The sequence below is a fragment of the Verrucomicrobiia bacterium genome (assembly GCA_035629175.1).
Lineage (GTDB): Bacteria > Verrucomicrobiota > Verrucomicrobiia > Limisphaerales > DASXHY01 > DASXHY01.
Window position 1 is genome coordinate 96,938 of record DASPIL010000067.1, and the last position, 18,673, is coordinate 115,610.

The window sequence follows — 18,673 nt, forward strand, 5'->3', positions numbered from 1 at the left end:
CAATCCCGGCTTCTTTTCATGAAGCCGGGATTTTCATTCTTTTCCCGCGATTGCCGCCGCTGCTAGCTTCCGCGCATGCGAATTCTTTCAGGCATCCAGCCCTCGGGCGCCCTGCACATCGGGAACTATTTTGGAATGATGCGCCCCGCCATCGAGCTTCAGGAGAAGGGCGACGCCTATTATTTCATCGCGGACTACCATTCCATGACGTCGCTGTTCGATCCCGCGCAACGACGCCGGAACACGCTGGATGTCGCCCTGGATTTCCTTGCATGCGGACTGGATCCAAAAAGATCGGTCTTTTTCCGGCAATCCGATGTGCCCGAAGTTTGTGAGCTTTCCTGGATCCTGACGACGCTGACGCCGATGGGATTGCTGGAGCGGGCAACCAGCTACAAGGACAAGGTGGCCAAGGGTATTTCGGCGAATCATGGCCTGTTCGCGTATCCCGTTCTCATGGCGGCCGATATTCTCATCTACGATTCCAACGTTGTTCCAGTGGGCCGTGACCAGAAGCAGCATGTTGAAATGACGCGCGATATTGCGAGCAAGTTTAACGAACAGTATGGCGAAACATTCGTCCTTCCGCAGCCGCAAATCCGCGATGAAGTGGCCGTGGTTCCGGGAACAGACGGCCAGAAAATGAGCAAGAGCTATGGCAACACCATTGAAATATTTGGGGAGGAGAAGGCACTTCGAAAGAAGGTGATGTCGATCCTGATGGACAGTCGCGCGCCTGGGGATCCGAAGCCTGATGCTGACAAAAACAATGCGATCCAATTGCTCAGGCTGGTCGCTCCTCTTGAAGTTGCTCAAGAGCAGGAGGAACGTTTGCGTGCGGGAGGGTACGGTTACGGCGATTTAAAGAAGACGCTTTTCGACCAATATTGGAACTACTTCGCGAATGCCCGGGCCCGGCGGGCAGAATTGGCGGCCAATCTTGACTACGTGCAACAGGTGCTTGGAGAAGGTGCGGCGAAAGCACGGATCAAAGCGCGCGATGTGCTTAAGCGCGCGCGCCGGGCGAGCGGCTTGGAATAACTGCGACCGCGGTGTGCACGCCGCGGTCAACAAGCCCAGACTACTGCGGTTTGGTTCGTGGCCCCAGCAGGCGGAGCACTTCGTTGAGCGGCGAAACATTTGTCGCGGGTGCCGCGTTTGTTGTTAGAGACTGTGCTGCGGTGCTGCCTGCAGCCGGAGCCGAGATGGTCCCTGGCGGCGCGTTGGTGGGAGATGCGGCAGGACGGCCGCCGAGAATGCTCCCCAACCCCTGCAGAACATTTCCAACCGCCGAGTTGGTTGCCGTAGCGCCCGGAACCAGACTGCCCAATTGCTGCAGGAGAGATCCCGCCAGCACCTTCTTGTCGATTTGCGCCTTGGGATTGCCGATCGTTCCGCCTTCAGAAAAAAAGTCAGGCAGTTTCACGTAGGCTGCGTTGGTGGGGGTGTCTGATGAAACCATTTTGAGGCGCTCTGCAAGCGGGCGCGCAAGGGCGATTGAGACGGGAAAATGGATTTCGGAATTTGTGAGCACTGGCGCGAGCGTCACCGTTCCTCGAGCGTCGGCCCGGAATACAGTGCTTCGCACGGTTGCCTGCTCGAGCTCGATCTTGCCGTCTGCCGCAGATCCGCGAGCGGCGATGACGTCGATGGGCGAATTGGTGATGTCGCCACTAAAGCTTCCAGCCAGGCCGCGGGTCAACGTGCTGCCCAGTCCGCTGACAAGGCTGCCCAACGCGGCTTCGGGATTTTGGGCCAGTTGCGGCACCATTGCGATGACGCCGACCAGCAGCTTGAGCATGGGTTGTCGCACATTGGCGGCCGAGAGGTTCAGGTTCGTTGTTCCGACGTCAAAGCGACCCGCCAGGGTTTTCTGCAGGCTCGCACCCGTGGTCCCCGTTCCGCGAAGGTTCACGTCTGCGGTAAGCGTTCCGCCGAGCTCACCTTTGCGGTCAGGTTGAAATGTGTTGACGAGCGGAGCGAACGGAACCTGGCTCGCACTGAACGTGAGAGCGTATTGATAACCGGGAACGCTCAAATCCAAGCCCACTCCCGCCTTCATCGGCGCGCCGTTTAGATATACATCGAAAGGTCCGACCTCCACTTTTCCGCCATCCAGTTGTACCCGCGCGGTAAAATTGGATGCGACGATCTCGCGGAGGAAGAACTGTCCGATAGTAGCTTCAGCTGTGAAATCCTTGAAGGGCAGGGAGGAGGGCAATGAATCTGAAGGCGTGTCTGTCTCCACCGGCGGGGTCTCAGTCGTGCCTGTTGTTGTGGACCCGGGCCCGTTGGTGCCGCCCGCAAACAGGTCATAATACGTGGTGAGATCGAGCGCCTCTGCCGTGAGTTTCAAATCACCTCGGATCGCGTTCGTATCCGTGAGATCGACGCGTCCCTGCAACTGAAGCTCGTTCCGCGCGCGCTCTGTTGGCGTCAATGCGACCTGAAAGCGGCGCAACTCGATCACATCGCCCGCAATTGTGGTATCAAAGTCAAATCGTGCATCAAGAGGCTTGGCAGGGATGGCGCCACTCGGGTCGAGCACGACGACATTGCTGAGGCTCATGCTGCCTTGAAATGCTTTTTGCGCCTCAGCCATCTGGACGCCGACTTCCCCGAGCAACACCGCAGAACGCAACGTCATGCCACCATTGATCGGCCCAACGTTGGCGATCTGGCTCTGCGCCGCGATCTGGAAAAAATTGCCGCTGTTTCGTGAATTCACCGTCACCCGCGCGCTGATGTTGCCCGATGGAATGTCGCCTAAAAATGCCTTCCACTCTTGGAGGTTCAATCCGGTCAGGGCGAGGTTCAGCGTGGAATCGCCAAATGCTTCATTGCTGCCTCCAAGCGAAAGCGTCATGGGACTGCTCAGACCGCCCTGGAAGAGCGGCTGGCTGTTTTGCGTCCCCGTCAGCTCGAACGCGCGCAGTACCACATTGCCCGACGCAAGGTTCAAAGTCGCCGCATAACGGGATTCAATGTTGAGTGTCGGGGTGGATAGATTGGTGCGAATCAATTGCATGCGGTCCACCGCCAGGCGCCCTGCGATCGATATCATCGAACCACGCTGCGTCAATTCAACCTGGTTGGTGGAATTGATGGCGGTGGTTCCGAAGTCCAAACCCATTGAGGCTCCAATGAGATTCAAGACGCGGCGGTCGATGGCGAGCACCTCAACATTGAGCCGTCCTTCGCTTGTTTCTGCATTGAACGGGCCGCTTACCCGAACCTGTCCGAGCCTGTCCTGCGCCTTCGTGAATTGAAGCGCGACCTCGGTGATCTCCGTTGGTGCCACATCCGCAGCCATTACCGCGCTGAATCCTGAAAAGTCGGAGAAGGTTCCTTCGGCAGATGTGACATTGAAAGCTGCCTCGCCCTTTACCGAGAGCGGCTTGAAATCCGCCGACAGCGCAAACACATATTCACCGTTAAGGGCGGCGTGCAGGGCTCCGCGTGCATCAGGCGACGGCGGCTGGAGGTTCGCTGACAACGCGGCGCCGATGGTCACCTTGCCGCTGTCGCCGTTCTTCAAATTCGTCAGCAGGATGTTGGCATTCGTAATTTCCACGATGCTGCGCTGGTTCTCGCCGTGCTGCGTTTCGTGGCGGAGAAGCGCATTGGAAATCGAGAGTTTACGCAGGTCAACCCGCGGCGGCTCTGAATCGCCGGATTCCTTTTCATCATCGTTGTCATTGTCGGCGACGTCCACGTTCTCCAGCAAGGGATCCAGATTGCTCGTGCCATCAGCCCGCTGGACCAGGTGTATGACGGGGCCAGTCAGGGTGACGTTTTCCACGACAATGTTCCCGCGCAGGATACTCCACAAATCATAGCGAGCGTTCACCTCGGCCGCCGTGAGGAGCGTCTCACGTCCGCGCGGCGTCACCTTGAGATCGCGCAAAGAGACCGAGCTGAACGGGTGAATGGTTGCGTCGGAAACAGTGATATCGGCATTGATCTCATTCCCGACGCGCGGCAGTACGGTGCCCTTGAGAAATGCGGCACTGGTCAGATAGAAGAAGCCTGCGATGAGCAGGATGGCGAACACGCCCACCACCCACAGCAGGATTCGCAACACGCCGCGCTTCTTCCTGGGCATCGGCCTTGATGTCTCGTCATTCATAGTTCGCTATTCGCTTACGCAGACGGCAGGCGCGTCGCAAGCCGTTTTGCGTTGTGCGAAACTGTCGAACGCGTGTGGGTGGAAGCAAGTCGGGAAGATCCTGGTTAGTTCGCCGCCTTTACGCGCAAGAACGATTGCTGCTCATGCTTCCGAAAGGTTAACGCGTTGCAGGCGTTACAGCGCGGCGGGGTTCCCGGGTTTCGCGGGGCTTGGCTGTTTGCGCCCACAGGCGGCGGAGAACGTCGCGGCTGTATGACAGGTAGTGTTTGTCGGGCGTGAACACTTCGAGGGTGATCGTGCCATCGTACCCGGCCGCCTGCAGCGCCCGCACATAATATTCCGTGTCGATGGTTCCTGTTCCAAGAGGCAGGTGCAGGTCGGCGCTTCCGCCCTTGTTGTCATGCATGTGGACGTGCTTCAACCGTGATCCATATGCCTTCAGAATCTCGTCGGTCGTGTTGTATTCCGTCAGGAGGTTGGAATGGCCAATGTCCAGGTGCAGGCCCAGTTCAGGCATGGGATCGAGCAGTTCTGAAAGCTGCTGCACGGTGTTAAAGCTGCCGGGAAGATTTTCAATCATCAAGCCGACCCCCACTTGATCCGCAACGACTGACAGCTCCCGCAGACTTTGCAGGTTGCGATCGATGATGAATGCGCGGTCATGCATCGGTGCTTGCCGGTCGGGATGAATATTCATCCACTTCGCACCCACTTCACCAAATGCAGCGACGCATTCCTTCAGTTCCTCGACACACGCCTTGCGGATCGACTCAAACGGACTGCACATCGGCAGGTAATAGGCCGTGTGACCTATAACCTGAAGGTTCGCTTGACGCAGGAAATCGCGGACGGCCGCGATATCGACGCGTGATACGAGTGCCTGCGGAGGCTCAAATGTGAGGTCGACGAATTCGAAACCCATTTCCGCGATCCACTGAAGTTCCTTCAGCACGTCGCGGCCAGGATGGTTCATCGTTCCAATGATCATGGCTGTCCTTTACACCGCCAGGGGTTGATCGGGCGCCAGCAGCGCGGCAAACCAATCGCGACTATCCAGCAGTCGTATGCGGTCGAACCGCCGTTTCTGCTGAGGCGCGGGGCGGTCGACCTGCAATCGCTGGCGCAGCGACTCTGGAAGCAGCGCGGCCCGGCGCGGACACAGCCATCCATAGAGCGTCAGCAGTGCCTTCAGGAGCGGCCAATCCTCGTCCAGGCGATCCAGCAGGTGATCCCAGTTGATTCGGGGTCCCACTGCAAAGAGAACATTAAGGATATCGGTCCAATCACAGTGGTCCCGCTGAAGGATGTACAGTTTGCACCAGATGAATTCCTCAACGGGAACCACCTTCAGGCTTTCGCCGCGGATCTCGATCAACGGGGCGTTCTCGAACCATTGCCGGTCGACCTGCGCCCGTTGATTCGCCATTGCCCAGATGATATCCACAATCACACCATCCCGGGTGCTGCGATAAATCCATTTGCGGTCGTAGGCGAGCGTATCGAAGTAGTCGGTGAATCCTGCCTTGGACAGCGCTGCGACCGCACGCTCGCACTCGCTCTGCTCGATGTAAAAGTCAATGTCCTTGGTGTTTCGCCAGCGCCCCGTGTAACTCGCCATCGCAAACCCGCCGCCGAGCATGAACGTCACGCCTGCGGCTCGAAGGCTGTTTATGGCATCGAGATAGACAGTCCATTGTTCATCCGAGATGGCCTTCGTCCACTTGAACTGGAGCCGCGGCCTGCGTCCGAGCGTTTCCCGTACTGGCCGCCGCGTTCGCGCCATGCGGGTAGAACGCGGTAATTCAGAATGGTTATTTCTGCCGCGCGAGGAAGCTTTTAGTTTAGCCATTGATGACTTCGCCGCCGTTGGGGTGAAGGACCTGGCCCGTCATAAATGATGAATCGGCCGATGCGAGATACACGAACGCGGGCGCCACTTCCATTGGCTGCCCGGGACGTTTCAGTGGCACATCGGAACCGAACTTCTCCACTTTCTCGGCGGGAAAAGTCGACGGAATCAGGGGCGTCCAAATGGGACCTGGCGCGACGGCGTTCACGCGAATCCCTTTTTCCGCAAGCGCCTCCGACAGCGATCGCGTGAAACTCACAATAGCGCCCTTGGTGGATGAATAATCCAGCAGATGGCTGCTGCCGCGATACGCGGTGACCGACGTGGTGTTGATGATCGCGGAGCCTGGCTTGAGATGTTTGAGGGCCGCTTTCACCATGAAGAACATCGCGAAGATGTTCGTCCGGAATGTCCGCTCCAATTGTTCGCGGCTGATGTCCTCGATACTCTTCTGCGGATGCTGTTCAGCGGCGTTGTTTACCAGAATGTTCAGTCCCCCGAGGGTTGCGACAGTCTCATCGACCATCTTCTGGCACGTGGATTCCCACCCAATGTCCCCAGCGATCAAGTGACATTTCTTCCCTTCCGCTTCGACGAGGCGCTTGGTCTCGCGCGCGTCCTCGTGTTCGTTCAGGTACGTGACACAAACGTCAGCTCCCTCGCGCGCAAACAGTACGGAAACGGCGCGCCCGATGCCGCTGTCACCTCCTGTGATAAGAGCAACCTTGCCCTTGAGCTTGCCCGCTCCGCGATAGTCAGGAGGCGTCACCTTCGGCCGCGGGGACATTTCTGTCTCGCGCCCTGGCCTGCGAGATTGCGTCTGCGGTGGAAGCGTCTGTTCCTTCGGCCCTGTTTTTTTCGCCATAGGTTCTGGATCAAGCCCGATCGTGGATTGCCATCACTCCTTCATGATGGGCACAGCTGGCGCAGCAGAAGAAACTGCCCCCTGCCTCGGTCCCATGGCCAATGATACGGCACCCGCAATGGGAACACGCAGGCGCCAAGGCATGAATGGCGCACTCGAAGCAATCGAAATAATGGGAGATGCCATTGACGATAATTTCCAGCGGCTTGTCGTAATCGTTGCCACAAACTTCACAATGCATAAAACCGATCCTTTAATCCCCGCGCTGGTCACGCTTCAGGCTTTCGCGGGTTGCCTGAACTTGTTGGTCGTGCTCGGCATCAGCGACGCCCTCCTCGACCAATTTTTCTGCAAAGGTCTGTTCATCTGGGGCGGGCACGTTCTCAACCTTCTTGCCAGTGGATCCCCCAGCCAGCTGCCACCGGCTGCCTTCTGGCAGGGACTCGGCAGCGGTCGCCGGCGGGTTGAGGCGTTCTTCGCCCAACAACTCCCGCCGAGCTTCCGCGAGGTCGGAATCGAGAACGTTATTTTTTCCGCGGCCATTCACCACCGCGATTTCACTGGCGCGCTCGCGCACCATGTCTTCCGTAACCGTCCCCAGGCCGCGGCCGCTAATAGAGAAGCGGCCCTCTTCAATGCGTCTTTGTTTCATGGCGAGTGGTCCTTTGTTTTCAGGGAGGAGGAACAACAGGGCCCGGGCGGCGGTCCAGCCGCGCACCCCAACCGACGCCGACATCCGCATCCATGGCGCTGCGGTTGAGATTATCCTGCTCGGCGGACCATTCAGACTCGAAGTCTGCTTCAGAACCGCCCCGATAGGTTGTGCAACCGGCGAGCAACAGCGCGCCGACCAAAGTGCTGAGAAGGGTAAGTTTTTTCATGAAGCAACCTCGGACTTTCTCTGTGTCACACAACCGAGGTAATAACCCCAACCGACCGGTTAAAACTGCCCAACCGAGGCGAGCGTCTGAGCTCGCGGTCCGTCAGCTGTCCAGACCAGCGGCTCGATGAACATGCGCCGCGCCGTCATCCCGGAATCCCACGCGTGATAGACAAGAAAGTCAGTTTTTCCATCGGGTCCCGTGATCACGGAATTGTGCCCGGGGCCCAGCAGGCCGCCGGGAATAGTCCGCAGCACTCGCGGACGGGCCTCGCCACCCGCGTCGGAATACGGGCCGAGAACGTGGTCGGCGACCGCGTAATCAACACCGTAGCTTTCGTTTTCCCAACGACCGCCGCTGTAGAAGCAGTAATAGCGGCCGCCATGTTTGCGAAGGAACGGACCTTCAAGCGTGTGCCAGTCCCAGCGGCCGCCGTACATGGGTCGATCCCTCTCAAATCGCTGCCAGTCATGACGCGCACGAAGCACCACCTGGCCCTCGTTCTCAATCTCCGTCATTGATTTCATCCGCGCGGCCATCAGCGCAGTGCCAGGGCGCTGGTCGCCCGAACATTGCAGAAAGTCACGGGCATAGAACAGATACCATTGTCCGTCGTCATCACGGAAGGCGTGCGCATCGATTGCAAACGAGCAGGCATTCGGATCAACGAGCGCATGGCCCAAGTCATGAAACGGACCGTGTGCGTGATCGCTGGCGGCGACCCGCAATTGGTGGCCTTTGTCCCCGAAGCCTGCTGAGTAATACAGGTAAAACCGGTGCTCGTGCTCGACGACCTCTGGCGCCCAAAAATGTGTGCCGACGAGGCTCGCTGGTGGAACAAGTGCGTGGTCGATGAACTTCCAGTGTTGAAGATCGCTGGATTGCAGAAGCGGAAAAACCCGGGCGCCTATTCCGCCGCTTGCCTCGTGCTCGCCCGTGCCGATCGCAAAATAATTTTTGCCCGCGCGCCAGACATAGGGATCCGCAAAATATTCCGGATAGACTGGAGTATGCGTTGTTGAAGCCGATGCCATGCGGCAACGTCCGTCACGAGCCGCAAAGATCAAGGTTCAAAGTGCCGATCAACGAAAGAAGGCCCGGCTCAGCCAGCGTTTTGCTCGGCGTAGTAGCGATAGCGATTGACGCGGTAAACCCATGCGAGCACTTCAGCAACCGCCGCGTATAAGTCGGCAGGAACTTCGCCACCCACCTTTGCGTGTTTGAACAGCATGCGGGCGAGGGGCTTGTTCTCGATGATGGGAATTTGATGCTGCCGTGCGATGTCGCGGATTTCCTTCGCGTTGAGGCGGATTCCCTTGGCAATGACTTTGGGGGCGCGCATTGTTTTGCGATCGTAGCGGAGCGCCACCGCGATTCGGGTGGGGTTCGTCACGACCACATCCGCCTTGGCGACATCGGCCAGCATCTGCCGTTTGTTGATGGCTTTCCGCCGGCGGCGCGCAGCCTTGATCTGCGGATTCCCTTCCGAGTTCTTCATTTCGTCCTTCACCTCCTGCTTCGTCATCATCATATCGCGGTGATTGCGCCACCATTGATATCCGTAATCGGCGGCTGCGATCACGAGGAGCGCGAGGCTGACGCGCAGGAAGATGCGCAGGCTCGTCTCGGCAAGGAACTGGGCGATGCGCGCGACGTTGACTGAGGTTGAGAAGATCGGGTCGAGAAGGACGTTATGAATCTCGCGATATGTGAGGGCGACAATGATGCTGAACTTCACCACTGACAGCAGGGTGGGAACCGCCGATCGAACCGAGACCAGCCGTTGAATGCCTGCCACGGGATTAAGTCGCGCCCAGTTGGGTTGCAACGCTTCTGAGGCGGTGTTGAACCGATTTTGAATCGTGCCGGCGAGCAGGCCGCAGATCATTGTGGCAAGCAAGACGGGGCCAACACACTGGAGCAGCAGCAGGATTCCCGTGATGCCATAACCCTGGAGCGCATTGATGCTAAGCGGCGTGTCGTGGAGATGGCCGAGCGAGCTGACGGTCGCCCAAACAAGCTTTTTCCAGATGTCCTGTCCCGCAAAGGTCAGAGCCGCAAGGCCGCCCAGCAAAACGAACGCCGTCTGCACTTCTGGACTGCGGGCGATCTGGCCGCGCTTCAGTGCCTCCTCGAGCTTCTTCTGCGTCGGTTGCTCTGTCTTCTCCCCGCGATCTTCACTCATGGAGACCCCCCATCCTGCGGGCCCCACCCGAGCCTGGGCGGCGGGCCATGGAGAAATGTGCGTGCATCATCAGCCTCCGATCAAACGGCCCACATGTATGAGATCTTCTGGAAGGCGATGAAGGTAATTGAGGACGTGTTGCGCAGTCAGGTGCAGGGTGAAGCCGAAGACGGCGAGGCCACCTGCAATGCGGAATGGGAAACTAAGAATGAAGACGTTGATTTGCGGCACCGCGCGGCTGAGCACCGCGAACACGATTGTCACAACGAACGAGACCGCCATCACAGGCGCGGAAATTTGAAGAGCCACAACGAAGATCTTGCCGGTGTGCTTCACCACAGTCTCGAACAAGGCTCCATTCAAGTGCGCGCCGCCAATGGGTAGAACCTGATAGGTCTGCTGGAATCCAACCAAAATCCAATGATGCAGGTCCATGGTGAGCATCACAATTGCCGCCAGGAAGAAGAGAATGGAACTCGGAACGGGGGAGGACTGGCCCGTGGCGGGATTGACGACCGCACCCATGTTCAGACCCATTTCCGTCGCGATGATGTTGCCCGCCAGATCAGCGGCATAGAAGACCATGCGCGCGATGAATCCGAGCAGCAACCCGATCGCGATTTCTTGAACGAACAAACCGACGAGGTCGTAAATGGTCATGCCCGCGAGCGAAACTGGGGGCAGCATTGGAGCCATCAGCGCAGCGGTCAGGGCTCCGAGCGCCACGCGCATCATGCGGGGGAAGTTCGTCGCCGAAAAAAACGGCAGCAGCATCATGAACGCCGTCATCCGCACGAACACCATCATCCAATTGTAGTAATCCAGGTTCATGCGTGCCGCCCGTCACTGGGTCATCTGCGGAATCTTCTGGATGATCGCGGTCGTGAACTCGACCATCGAGCGCACCATCCACGGGAGCATGAGAAGCATGACTCCGACAACTGCCAGCGCTTTTGGCACGAAGGTCAGCGTCTGCTCGTGAATCGATGTGACTGCCTGGAAGAGGCTGACCGCGAGGCCGACCACCATGGCGGTGACCAGGAAGGGCGCCGAGAGGGTGAGCGCCTGAAACATCATTGCCTTCAGCAACTCAATCGCAAATTCAGAATTCATTTTGAATGATGGAGGTTCGGCGCGCGCTCACATTCCGAAACTTCGAACGAGCGAACGGATGACGAGTTCCCAGCCATCGACGAGGACGAACAGCAACAGCTTGAGCGGAAGTGAGAACGTCATGGGCGGCATCATCATCATGCCCATGCTCATGAGCACGGTCGCCACAACAAGGTCGATGAGGATGAACGGCACAAAGATGAGGAAGCCCATCTGAAATGCGGTGCGGAGTTCGCTGATAATGAAGCCGGGGATCACGACCCGCAGCGGCAAATCCTCGGGCGCAGTCGGCCCGATCTTCGCCATTGAGGCAAACAGTTCCACGTCCTTGGGACGCGCCTGCTTCAGCATGAAAGTGCGGATGTGTCCGCTCGCATGGCCAAGCGCTTCGGTGCTGCTGATCTGGTTCGCGCGATACGGCACAAGCGCGTCGCGGTTGATGTTCTCCCAGACGGGTGCCATGACGAAATAGGTCATGAACAGCGCAAGCCCGATGATGATCTGGTTGGCCGGCGTTCCCTGCAACTGCAGGGCGGTGCGAATGAAGGAGAGGACGATCACGATGCGCGTGAAGCAGGTCATCAACAGCAGAATCGCGGGCGCGAGCGACAGCATCGTGATGACGAAGAGCAGTTGCAGCGCGGTATCGACATTGCCAAGCCCCTGCTGGCCTCCGACCGAAATTTGAACCGGAACGAGTCCGCCCTGGTTGGTGGCCTGCCCAAAAGCCGAACCCGTGCTCATCGCGAGAAGAAGGACGAGCGGAAGCCAAACTCTCGTTGCACGAAGCTGAAACACGCGTTTGATGAATTGAAAAATCATGGCCGTGATTTTCCTTTCAGCATCTGCGCGAGTGTCTCGGCGAAGGCTGGCGTTTTGGGGAGCGCGGCTTCCTCTGGGCCCATCGGTTCCTCCTGGGCGGAGGGAAGATGAGTCAGGAGATTGACTCCTGCAGGGGACGACGCAACGAGGAAACGTTCCTGTTGATACCCGACAACGAGGATGGCGTGACGCCCGCCAAGTGAACGGCTCTCCAGGATGTTGAGTTTCGGCGATTGACCCCGCGGCATTGTAAAACGCTGCCAGTTGCGAAACAGCCAGACTCCGCCGAGGAAGAGGGCAAGCACCACCGCAAGCATGCCCATGACGCGCAGCAATGAGCCTGCAACATTTGGCATGGCGTTCCCCGGAGTCGCAGAGTCTGCAAGGCTGGCGATCTGGTTTGTGCCGGGAGAATTTGCCGGGGCAACGACCGTCGCCATTGGCTCGCCCGGCCCGGGACTCTCCGCTTGCGAAACAGAATTCGTAGTTTCAGAAACGGCGATTGCAGGGACTTGCTCCTCCGGGAGGACCACGGCCTCAGCCGCGATGCCCCGCATTGGAAAGGCCAGAAAGATAGCCCAGCAGAAAAACAGGGAGACCCTGGATGACAGGAATGCGCTCATGGGCGGACTCCTGATTACGCTGCGACGGAATTGCCGATCACCTCGGTAATTTTTACCCCAAAGCGATCTTCGATCACCACTACTTCGCCGCGGGCAATAAGCTTGCCGTTGACGCTGAGTTCCACGGGGGCGTCGGCGGGCTTGTCGAGTTGCACCACGGAGCCGACGTTGAGCTGCAGCACGTCCTTCATGGGCAGCTGGCAGCTTCCCAGTTCAATGGTGAGGCTTACCGGCACGTCGAGGACGAGGTTAAGATTGCTCGGGATTTCAGCGGTCGCGTTCATGTTCAGCTTAAGTCGTTATTGGCGCGGTCAATTGGACCGCCCATTTGCCTGCTGCTGTTCCCGGACGCCCGGTAAACTTTGGCAGGTGACTGAAGCGTAGCTGGACTTGTGCCGCGCATCCCGGATCGAGCATAAGAACGTCGCCCGGCTTGAGCTGGGTGATTTCCTTTGCGGAAAGTTTGAGCCCCTGCCATTCGGCAACCACCGCGACGGGAACCTCGTTCAACTCGGCATTCCACCGCGGTTTCACTGCCCGGTTTGCTGGGTTTTCCGCGGACGAGATCCCCGGGGGCGAGAGAAGCCTGACGAGCGGTTCAACCATCGCGTAAGGAAACGCGATGTGGATCGGCTCCACCTGGTCGCCAAACCCGGCGTTCAGGGTCAACAAGAGCATTGCGGTGTCGCCCGTGGCGGTTTGGAGAAATTTCGGGTTATTTTCGTGACCCAGCAGGGCAGGGCGCAGGTCGCGCATTTCAGGCCACTGGGCGCACCATTCCGTCAGGAGCAGCGTGGCGACCTGGTCAATCAGCGCAATTTCGATCTCGCTCAAATCGCGGTTCCCTTCGGCCATCTGCCCTGGGCCGCCCAGCAGGCGATCCACGAGCGAAAGTCCGATCCGCGGCGGAATGACAAGCAATCCCGTTCCTTTGAGAGGATCGGTTTTGAACAATGTGATGTGGTTCGGGCTCGGGAGGTTCTCGATGAATTTCTGGTAGCCGACGATCTGGAGCTTGCCGAGCTGAACCGTGTATTCCACGCGAAGGAAGATCGCCAGGCGGGAGGCCAGGCCGCGGACGAATTGTTCGTGTCGAACCCGGATTCGCCGCAGTTCGCTGGGCGCAAGGAAACCCGATTGCCGAAAGTCGTAGCTGCGAATGGCGTCGGACGACTTGGCTTCCCGCCCGCCTTTCGTGCTGAGCACCGAAACCATTGTGGCCGGCGCGGGTGCTGAACCTTCGGGTGGGGCAGGGGGAGCCATATCGGATTTGATGACAGGAAAGCTGGCGGCCGCCGGCTACTGAATGGCGAACTCGGTGAGGTAAATTTCCTGGACCATGGGTGCGCCCAGGATGGTGTTGAAGCCTGAGATCAGCTCGGAACGCACGAGATTGCGCGCACCTGGCTTTTCAAGGTCTGCAAGGGTTTTCGTGGCAAGCGTGCCGCACGCCATGTCGCGCAGTTGCGGATCCGATTCCTGCATTTTGGCGCGGAAAGCGGGATCCGCTCCCACCACGGAAAGGCTGACGAGCAGGTAGCGCTGCCCCATGGTACCCGCAACGTTGACGAGCAGCTTGTTTACAGTGACGGATTCCTTCTTCGCGTTCGCTGCGGCTTTTTTTGGGTCGCCGTCGTGAGCCGCGGCGGCTTCGGGCGTTATGCCCAGCCCGCTCTGAAGGCGCGGGAGCAGGACGAATGTCGTCATGCCCCACGCGAGCGCCGGCATTAGGACGATGGTGATGATCAGCGGCAGCCATGCTTTCATACCGCCGCCGGCGGACGGTTTGACCGCTTCCGGCGCGGCGGAAGCCGCTTCGGCGCCGGGCTCTATGCGATTGGCAGCCATGTTGGATTAGCGCTTGAGGTTGACCAGTTCCTGCAGGATCTCGTCGCTCGTCGTGATGATCCGGGCGCTGGCCTGGAACGCGCGCTGCGTCGTGATCAGGGAGGAGAACTCGTTGGCAAGGTCGACGTTCGACATTTCCAGGGAGCCGGATTTGACGGAGCCCAGCCCGTTTGTTCCAGGGGCTGAGATGTCAGCAAGCGGACCCGCACTCGTCATTCCGGAGAAGAGATTGCTGCCTTCTTTCGTCAACGCCTGAGGGTTCTGGAAATTCTGCAGCAGCACCTGGCCGCGCACATATTCCGTCCCGTCATTGAGCCGGACGTTGATCTTGCCTTCAGAGTTGATGCTGAAGGAAGCCATTTTCAAATTCTGCGCGGTGGTCAGTTCCGCCTCAGCTGTTGCAAGGCTCTCCTGCAGGGTGGTGTTCGTTGGATCGCCCGCCAGCGCTGCTGCAGCGGCATCGCGGGCCGTCGTGGCCGCAGCCACGCGGGTGGCCTGCATGTCGGTCGCGTCAATTACGATGTCGCCGCGCGTGGTCAGCTGTGAATCGGAATAGCCCTGCACGCGAAAACCATCGGCTGTGACGAGATGCCCGGAGTTATCCAGGTGAAAACTTCCGTCGCGGGTCACGTAATCCGCGTCCGTCAGGTTGTCGCGCACGGCGAAGAATCCGTTGCCGGAAACCGCGAGATCCGTTGTAACGCCTGTGCTGGTGACGGCGCCCTGCCGGAATTGGTTCGAGACGGCATTGGTGCCGACGCCTGTGCCGATCTGCATGGATCCGCTGGCCGAACCGCTGCCGACCGTCTGGCTGAATGCGTCAGCGAAATCGATGCGGGCGCCTTTGAAGCCTGTGGTGTTGACGTTGGCGATGTTGTTGCCGATGACGTCCATGCGTTGCTGGAACTGTTGCATGGCACTGACGCCGGAATTAAGGGAACGAAGCATATTGTTTGTTTGAGGTGAGGGTTGTTAAGCGAACGATGGTGGAAGAACCGTAAGGATCTGGTTCATGTCATATCGATGTCCATTCACTACGATCTTCGGCTTCCCTGCCTCAGTTGTGACGCCGGTGACAATGCCGTGCAGGACCTTTCGGGATCCTGTGAGCAGGTCGACGGCTTTTCCTATCATGTGTTGTGCGATTCCTGTGCGGACTGCTGTGAGTCCGCCATCGAGGATATTCTGACTGGGTTTTCTTTTGAGTGGTGTGGGCATGCGCATTGAGTGGTTATGCGAGCATTGTGGGAGAAATCGAGGTGACCTGGCTGAGATCGTAGGCGACCCCATCCACGAGCAGCTTCGGAACGCCTTCTGCAATCACGACGGCTTCGACTGTGCCTTCTAGCGTTGCGTCGCCGGATTGCAATGTGACGTCGCGGCCGATGAGCGTGTTGGCCTGCAGCACCTGCTGTTCGGTTCGGAGGAGCGCGATGTTCTGCTCCAGGGTGCGGGTTTGTTCCAGCGTGCTGAATTGCGCCATCTGGCCCATGAACTCGGCGTTCGAAACGGGATTCATGGGGTCCTGCGAAGTCATTTGAGCCATGAGCAGCTTGAAGAAATCCTGCTGGTTCAGCGTTTTCTCAGGGAGAACGGAGGCTTCGTAGCCGTTGCCGGACGTGTTGGTGACTGAAGGTACGGTGGACATGATTCAGGCCCAGGATTCCCATCCGCGGGCGATTGCGAGTTTCGCGGCTTTTCTCGGCACGAGGACGTTCTGCAGCGCGAACTCAGCGAAAGCACCTGTGCGGGTCGGTTCCTCGTCAGTATGGCGCTGCTTGGATTGCTGGGAGAAACCGCTGTTGTTTGCTGTGCCAGAGGATGAATTGGAGTCGCCCGGCGTAAGCGCTGCCAGGCGAACGCCACGGGATTCGAGCTGCTGTTGCAGTTCGCTCCAGTAACGGTTTAAAAGTTCATGATCGCCGCGTTGCAATTGCGCGGTGACTTCGATCGCCCCGTCGCGCATCTGCACATTCAACGCGAGATGGAGGTTGGGATCGGGCTTGATGACAACCTGGAGCGATTCGCGGCCGGAATCGCGTAAACGGAATCCGTGCAGTGCGATAAGGTCCTGAGTGCGATCCACCGTGCGAAGCGGGAGGGTTGCGGCTGAAGTGGAGAATTCTGATTCTGGCGCAGCTTTCACAAATTGTCCGTTGGCGTCGGTGGAGGTCATTGCCGCCACCTTTTCGTTGTCGACGCGCGCCGTGGCAACCACCGAGCTTCCGGCTCGAGCTGCAACCGCGGCCCTGGCAGGCAGCTGGCCCGGCAGGTTTTGCTCGGCAGACCCGGTAAGTTCTGTCGTTTGTTCAGGGTTTTGCATCGACAACGCCTGTTTAGCACTGGATGTGCCATGGCTTTCTGGCAGCGGAGCCGCTGTCGGGAGCGGGGTCATTGCCACGGTTTTTGCATGGATCGGCCCTCGCGCTGGCTGAGATGGTGTGAAAGGCCTTGATTCTTCCGGGGCGAGCGGCAGTTCCTGCCCGGCAGCCTTGGCCGGTAATGGCTTTGCCGGCGGGTTCGCAGCCGGAGTCGATGCCGAAGGTGCGGCGTCACCTGGAACGCTGGTGCTGACTGTGGGCTTCGGCTCCCCGCTGCTTTGCAGGGCGATCGTCGCCTGCGCGGGCGTGTGGGCTTCAAGGGGAGCGGCTTGCGCGTGAGTCGACGTTGGAAGCGACGTTGGAACCGGCGTTGGAACCGGCGTTGGGACAGCAGAGATATTCGAGTTCGAAACGCTGGATTGGGGTGCAGCTGGAACGGGCGCAGCTGACCTCGTGGGCGGCTGCTCGGCGGGGAGGGGCCGTTGCGATTGCACAATGTGAACTTCAGGCGGAAGACTGGGTGGCCGAAGGTTCTGCGACGAAGGCGTTTCCCTCGTTGATGATAGATTGTTGCCTGTTTCAACCGCCACTGCGGATGGAGCGGAAGCTTCAGGACGCGGTGAGTTCGGTTGCGAAACCATTGGCTCGCGGGCGTTGCCCACCGCTGTCGGAACCGATCCCTGATGTTGGATTTCGACCGTCGGCGTAACGATCGGCGCCGCCGGATCTTGTTTGATCGACACGCCACCGAGGGAGGGCGCGGCTTTGGAAGACTGCGGGCTTTCTTCAACGTTGGCACCCGCGCTGGGAAAGTGAATTGCTTTCGGCTCGGTTGCTGGCAGGGGCTGTTCCGTGTTCTCAGGGCTCGCGACTGGAGCAATCGATGGAAAACTCTTTGAAGCCGCGATGTTCGACTCAGCAGGAACTGCAGCCTGAACCGGCTTCGAAACGGCGGCAGGAATGGGAACCTCTGGCGAATTTAAAACTGGCTGCGGAACCGAGACCGAAGGAGGAGCGGGGACCGCCGCACCAGCCGGGATTGAAGCAGGAACAGGGCTTTCGGAGGCCGCTGCTGTCTCCACACGAGCGTCGCGTGCAGTCGTGATCTCTGGGGGCGTCGTTTGTTCCACGCGAGATGGAACGCAAAAAATCAGGGGCAGCACCCACGCGGCGGGTGACGGAAGGGCCGGATGATCCTGCGTTTCTGCGTCGCTAGTGGATTCTTGTGATGCAGGAGCTGTCGGCGCCTTTTCTTCATCGGCTTGTGCGGGCGGCTCACCTGGGGAGGGGGCAGACGCTTCGTCAAACAGCTGCGCGAACGCATTCGGCTGGCCGTCGAGAGGGAGGGATTCTGGCGTGCTGATTTCCGGCAGTGCGCTGACGGTGCTGGTGGCAGCGGGAAGGGAGACGGATTTCATTAAGAGGATCGGGACTTGGCTTTTGGTTCAGGCGGAAGCGCGCGGCGCAGCCGTTCAGTAATGCTCGCCGCTTTCTTTGCTTCGGCTTTGCCCATGCCGCCGAGCAGGTCCAGCAATGCGCTGACATCGTCGTTTTTCATGACGTGCAATATCTTGACGGCTTCGTCCTCCTGCATGCCGGCCAGCAGCGCGGCGACGGCGTCCTGGCTCATGTTGGCAAACACGCGAGCCTGCCGCTTGAGGTTGGTGATTTCCTGCTCATTGAAGCGGATAACGTTCCGATCAAACTCCGCTTGCAGTTGGTATACGGTCTGGGTGATGGCCGTGAGTTCGGAGCGTTCGGCTTCGAGCCGAAGGGCGAGCTCCTGAAGTTGCTGCTCGCGCAGCTGGAGTGCTTCGCGTTCACGCTTCAACTCCGCCAGCCATTGTTCCATCTCGGGGTTTTTGAATTTCCACGACGGATCATTTTCGGGTGTTTTGACCTGCTCCTCCTGTGCGTTCGCAGCGCGGGCACCCTTGAAGTGTGAGGGGCTCAACAACAGGAACGTCACTCCCAGATAGAGCACTCCGCCAACGACGGCGGTGAACCATGAGGATTGAACTATACGTGCCATAAAGG

At 59.0% G+C, this 18,673-nt stretch carries 22 protein-coding genes; 1 reads left to right on the forward strand and 21 read right to left on the reverse strand.

The window, feature by feature from the left end; all coding sequences use genetic code 11:
* Window positions 1-75: 75 nt before the first annotated feature.
* Window positions 76-1,041 carry a tryptophan--tRNA ligase gene (gene trpS, locus VEH04_11490; GenBank protein ID HYG23397.1) on the forward strand — a complete coding sequence of 322 codons (966 nt, stop codon included), beginning with the start codon at window positions 76-78 and terminating at the stop codon, window positions 1,039-1,041.
* 40 nt (window positions 1,042-1,081) lie between these two features.
* Here trpS and VEH04_11495 read toward each other — a convergent pair whose 3' ends face one another.
* The 21 genes from VEH04_11495 to VEH04_11595 all read right to left on the reverse strand — a co-directional run bounded on the left by VEH04_11495 (window position 1,082) and on the right by VEH04_11595 (window position 18,668).
* Window positions 1,082-4,129, reverse strand: coding sequence for an AsmA family protein (locus tag VEH04_11495; GenBank protein ID HYG23398.1), 3,048 nt, complete (start codon window positions 4,127-4,129; stop codon window positions 1,082-1,084).
* Window positions 4,130-4,286: 157 nt separating this feature from the next.
* Window positions 4,287-5,117, reverse strand: a complete 831-nt coding sequence (locus VEH04_11500) for a sugar phosphate isomerase/epimerase family protein (GenBank protein HYG23399.1) — start codon at window positions 5,115-5,117, stop codon at window positions 4,287-4,289.
* Between the two features lie 9 nt (window positions 5,118-5,126).
* Entirely contained in the window at window positions 5,127-5,912 is a 786-nt protein-coding gene (locus VEH04_11505) for a nucleotidyltransferase (GenBank protein ID HYG23400.1), read from the reverse strand.
* A gap of 58 nt (window positions 5,913-5,970) precedes the next feature.
* The gene (locus tag VEH04_11510) at window positions 5,971-6,843 is read right to left on the reverse strand and encodes an SDR family oxidoreductase (GenBank protein ID HYG23401.1); all 873 of its coding nucleotides are present in this window, start codon (window positions 6,841-6,843) and stop codon (window positions 5,971-5,973) included.
* Window positions 6,844-6,853: 10 nt separating this feature from the next.
* A complete protein-coding gene (locus VEH04_11515; GenBank protein ID HYG23402.1) occupies window positions 6,854-7,084 on the reverse strand; it encodes a hypothetical protein in 231 nt (76 codons plus the stop codon).
* Window positions 7,085-7,096: 12 nt separating this feature from the next.
* On the reverse strand, window positions 7,097-7,495 hold the full coding sequence (locus VEH04_11520) for a hypothetical protein (protein ID HYG23403.1): 399 nt from the start codon (window positions 7,493-7,495) through the stop codon (window positions 7,097-7,099).
* 19 nt (window positions 7,496-7,514) lie between these two features.
* Window positions 7,515-7,724, reverse strand: coding sequence for a hypothetical protein (locus tag VEH04_11525; GenBank protein ID HYG23404.1), 210 nt, complete (start codon window positions 7,722-7,724; stop codon window positions 7,515-7,517).
* Window positions 7,725-7,783: 59 nt separating this feature from the next.
* Window positions 7,784-8,758 (reverse strand): glycoside hydrolase family 43 protein, encoded by a 975-nt coding sequence (locus tag VEH04_11530; protein ID HYG23405.1) that lies wholly within the window; start codon window positions 8,756-8,758, stop codon window positions 7,784-7,786.
* Window positions 8,759-8,826: 68 nt separating this feature from the next.
* On the reverse strand, window positions 8,827-9,909 hold the full coding sequence (locus VEH04_11535) for an EscU/YscU/HrcU family type III secretion system export apparatus switch protein (protein ID HYG23406.1): 1,083 nt from the start codon (window positions 9,907-9,909) through the stop codon (window positions 8,827-8,829).
* A 69-nt stretch (window positions 9,910-9,978) separates the two neighbouring features.
* On the reverse strand, window positions 9,979-10,740 hold the full coding sequence (gene fliR / locus VEH04_11540; protein ID HYG23407.1) for a flagellar biosynthetic protein FliR: 762 nt from the start codon (window positions 10,738-10,740) through the stop codon (window positions 9,979-9,981).
* A 12-nt stretch (window positions 10,741-10,752) separates the two neighbouring features.
* A complete protein-coding gene (gene fliQ / locus VEH04_11545; GenBank protein HYG23408.1) occupies window positions 10,753-11,022 on the reverse strand; it encodes a flagellar biosynthesis protein FliQ in 270 nt (89 codons plus the stop codon).
* Between the two features lie 27 nt (window positions 11,023-11,049).
* Window positions 11,050-11,844, reverse strand: a complete 795-nt coding sequence (gene fliP, locus VEH04_11550; GenBank protein ID HYG23409.1) for a flagellar type III secretion system pore protein FliP — start codon at window positions 11,842-11,844, stop codon at window positions 11,050-11,052.
* Entirely contained in the window at window positions 11,841-12,467 is a 627-nt protein-coding gene (locus tag VEH04_11555; protein ID HYG23410.1) for a flagellar biosynthetic protein FliO, read from the reverse strand. The genes fliP and VEH04_11555 overlap by 4 nt, the downstream gene beginning before the upstream one ends.
* Before the next feature lie 14 nt (window positions 12,468-12,481).
* A complete protein-coding gene (gene fliN / locus VEH04_11560; protein ID HYG23411.1) occupies window positions 12,482-12,751 on the reverse strand; it encodes a flagellar motor switch protein FliN in 270 nt (89 codons plus the stop codon).
* A gap of 7 nt (window positions 12,752-12,758) precedes the next feature.
* Window positions 12,759-13,730 (reverse strand): FliM/FliN family flagellar motor switch protein, encoded by a 972-nt coding sequence (locus VEH04_11565; protein ID HYG23412.1) that lies wholly within the window; start codon window positions 13,728-13,730, stop codon window positions 12,759-12,761.
* A gap of 36 nt (window positions 13,731-13,766) precedes the next feature.
* On the reverse strand, window positions 13,767-14,315 hold the full coding sequence (locus tag VEH04_11570) for a flagellar basal body-associated FliL family protein (protein HYG23413.1): 549 nt from the start codon (window positions 14,313-14,315) through the stop codon (window positions 13,767-13,769).
* A gap of 6 nt (window positions 14,316-14,321) precedes the next feature.
* Window positions 14,322-15,263, reverse strand: a complete 942-nt coding sequence (locus VEH04_11575) for a flagellar hook-basal body complex protein (protein HYG23414.1) — start codon at window positions 15,261-15,263, stop codon at window positions 14,322-14,324.
* 24 nt (window positions 15,264-15,287) lie between these two features.
* On the reverse strand, window positions 15,288-15,533 hold the full coding sequence (locus VEH04_11580) for a hypothetical protein (protein ID HYG23415.1): 246 nt from the start codon (window positions 15,531-15,533) through the stop codon (window positions 15,288-15,290).
* 13 nt (window positions 15,534-15,546) lie between these two features.
* Window positions 15,547-15,963, reverse strand: a complete 417-nt coding sequence (locus VEH04_11585) for a flagellar hook capping FlgD N-terminal domain-containing protein (GenBank protein ID HYG23416.1) — start codon at window positions 15,961-15,963, stop codon at window positions 15,547-15,549.
* Between the two features lie 3 nt (window positions 15,964-15,966).
* Complete coding sequence (locus VEH04_11590) at window positions 15,967-18,054, reverse strand: hypothetical protein (GenBank protein HYG23417.1); 2,088 nt, start codon at window positions 18,052-18,054, stop codon at window positions 15,967-15,969.
* Window positions 18,054-18,668, reverse strand: a complete 615-nt coding sequence (locus tag VEH04_11595; protein HYG23418.1) for a hypothetical protein — start codon at window positions 18,666-18,668, stop codon at window positions 18,054-18,056. The genes VEH04_11590 and VEH04_11595 overlap by 1 nt, the downstream gene beginning before the upstream one ends.
* Window positions 18,669-18,673: the final 5 nt, after the last annotated feature.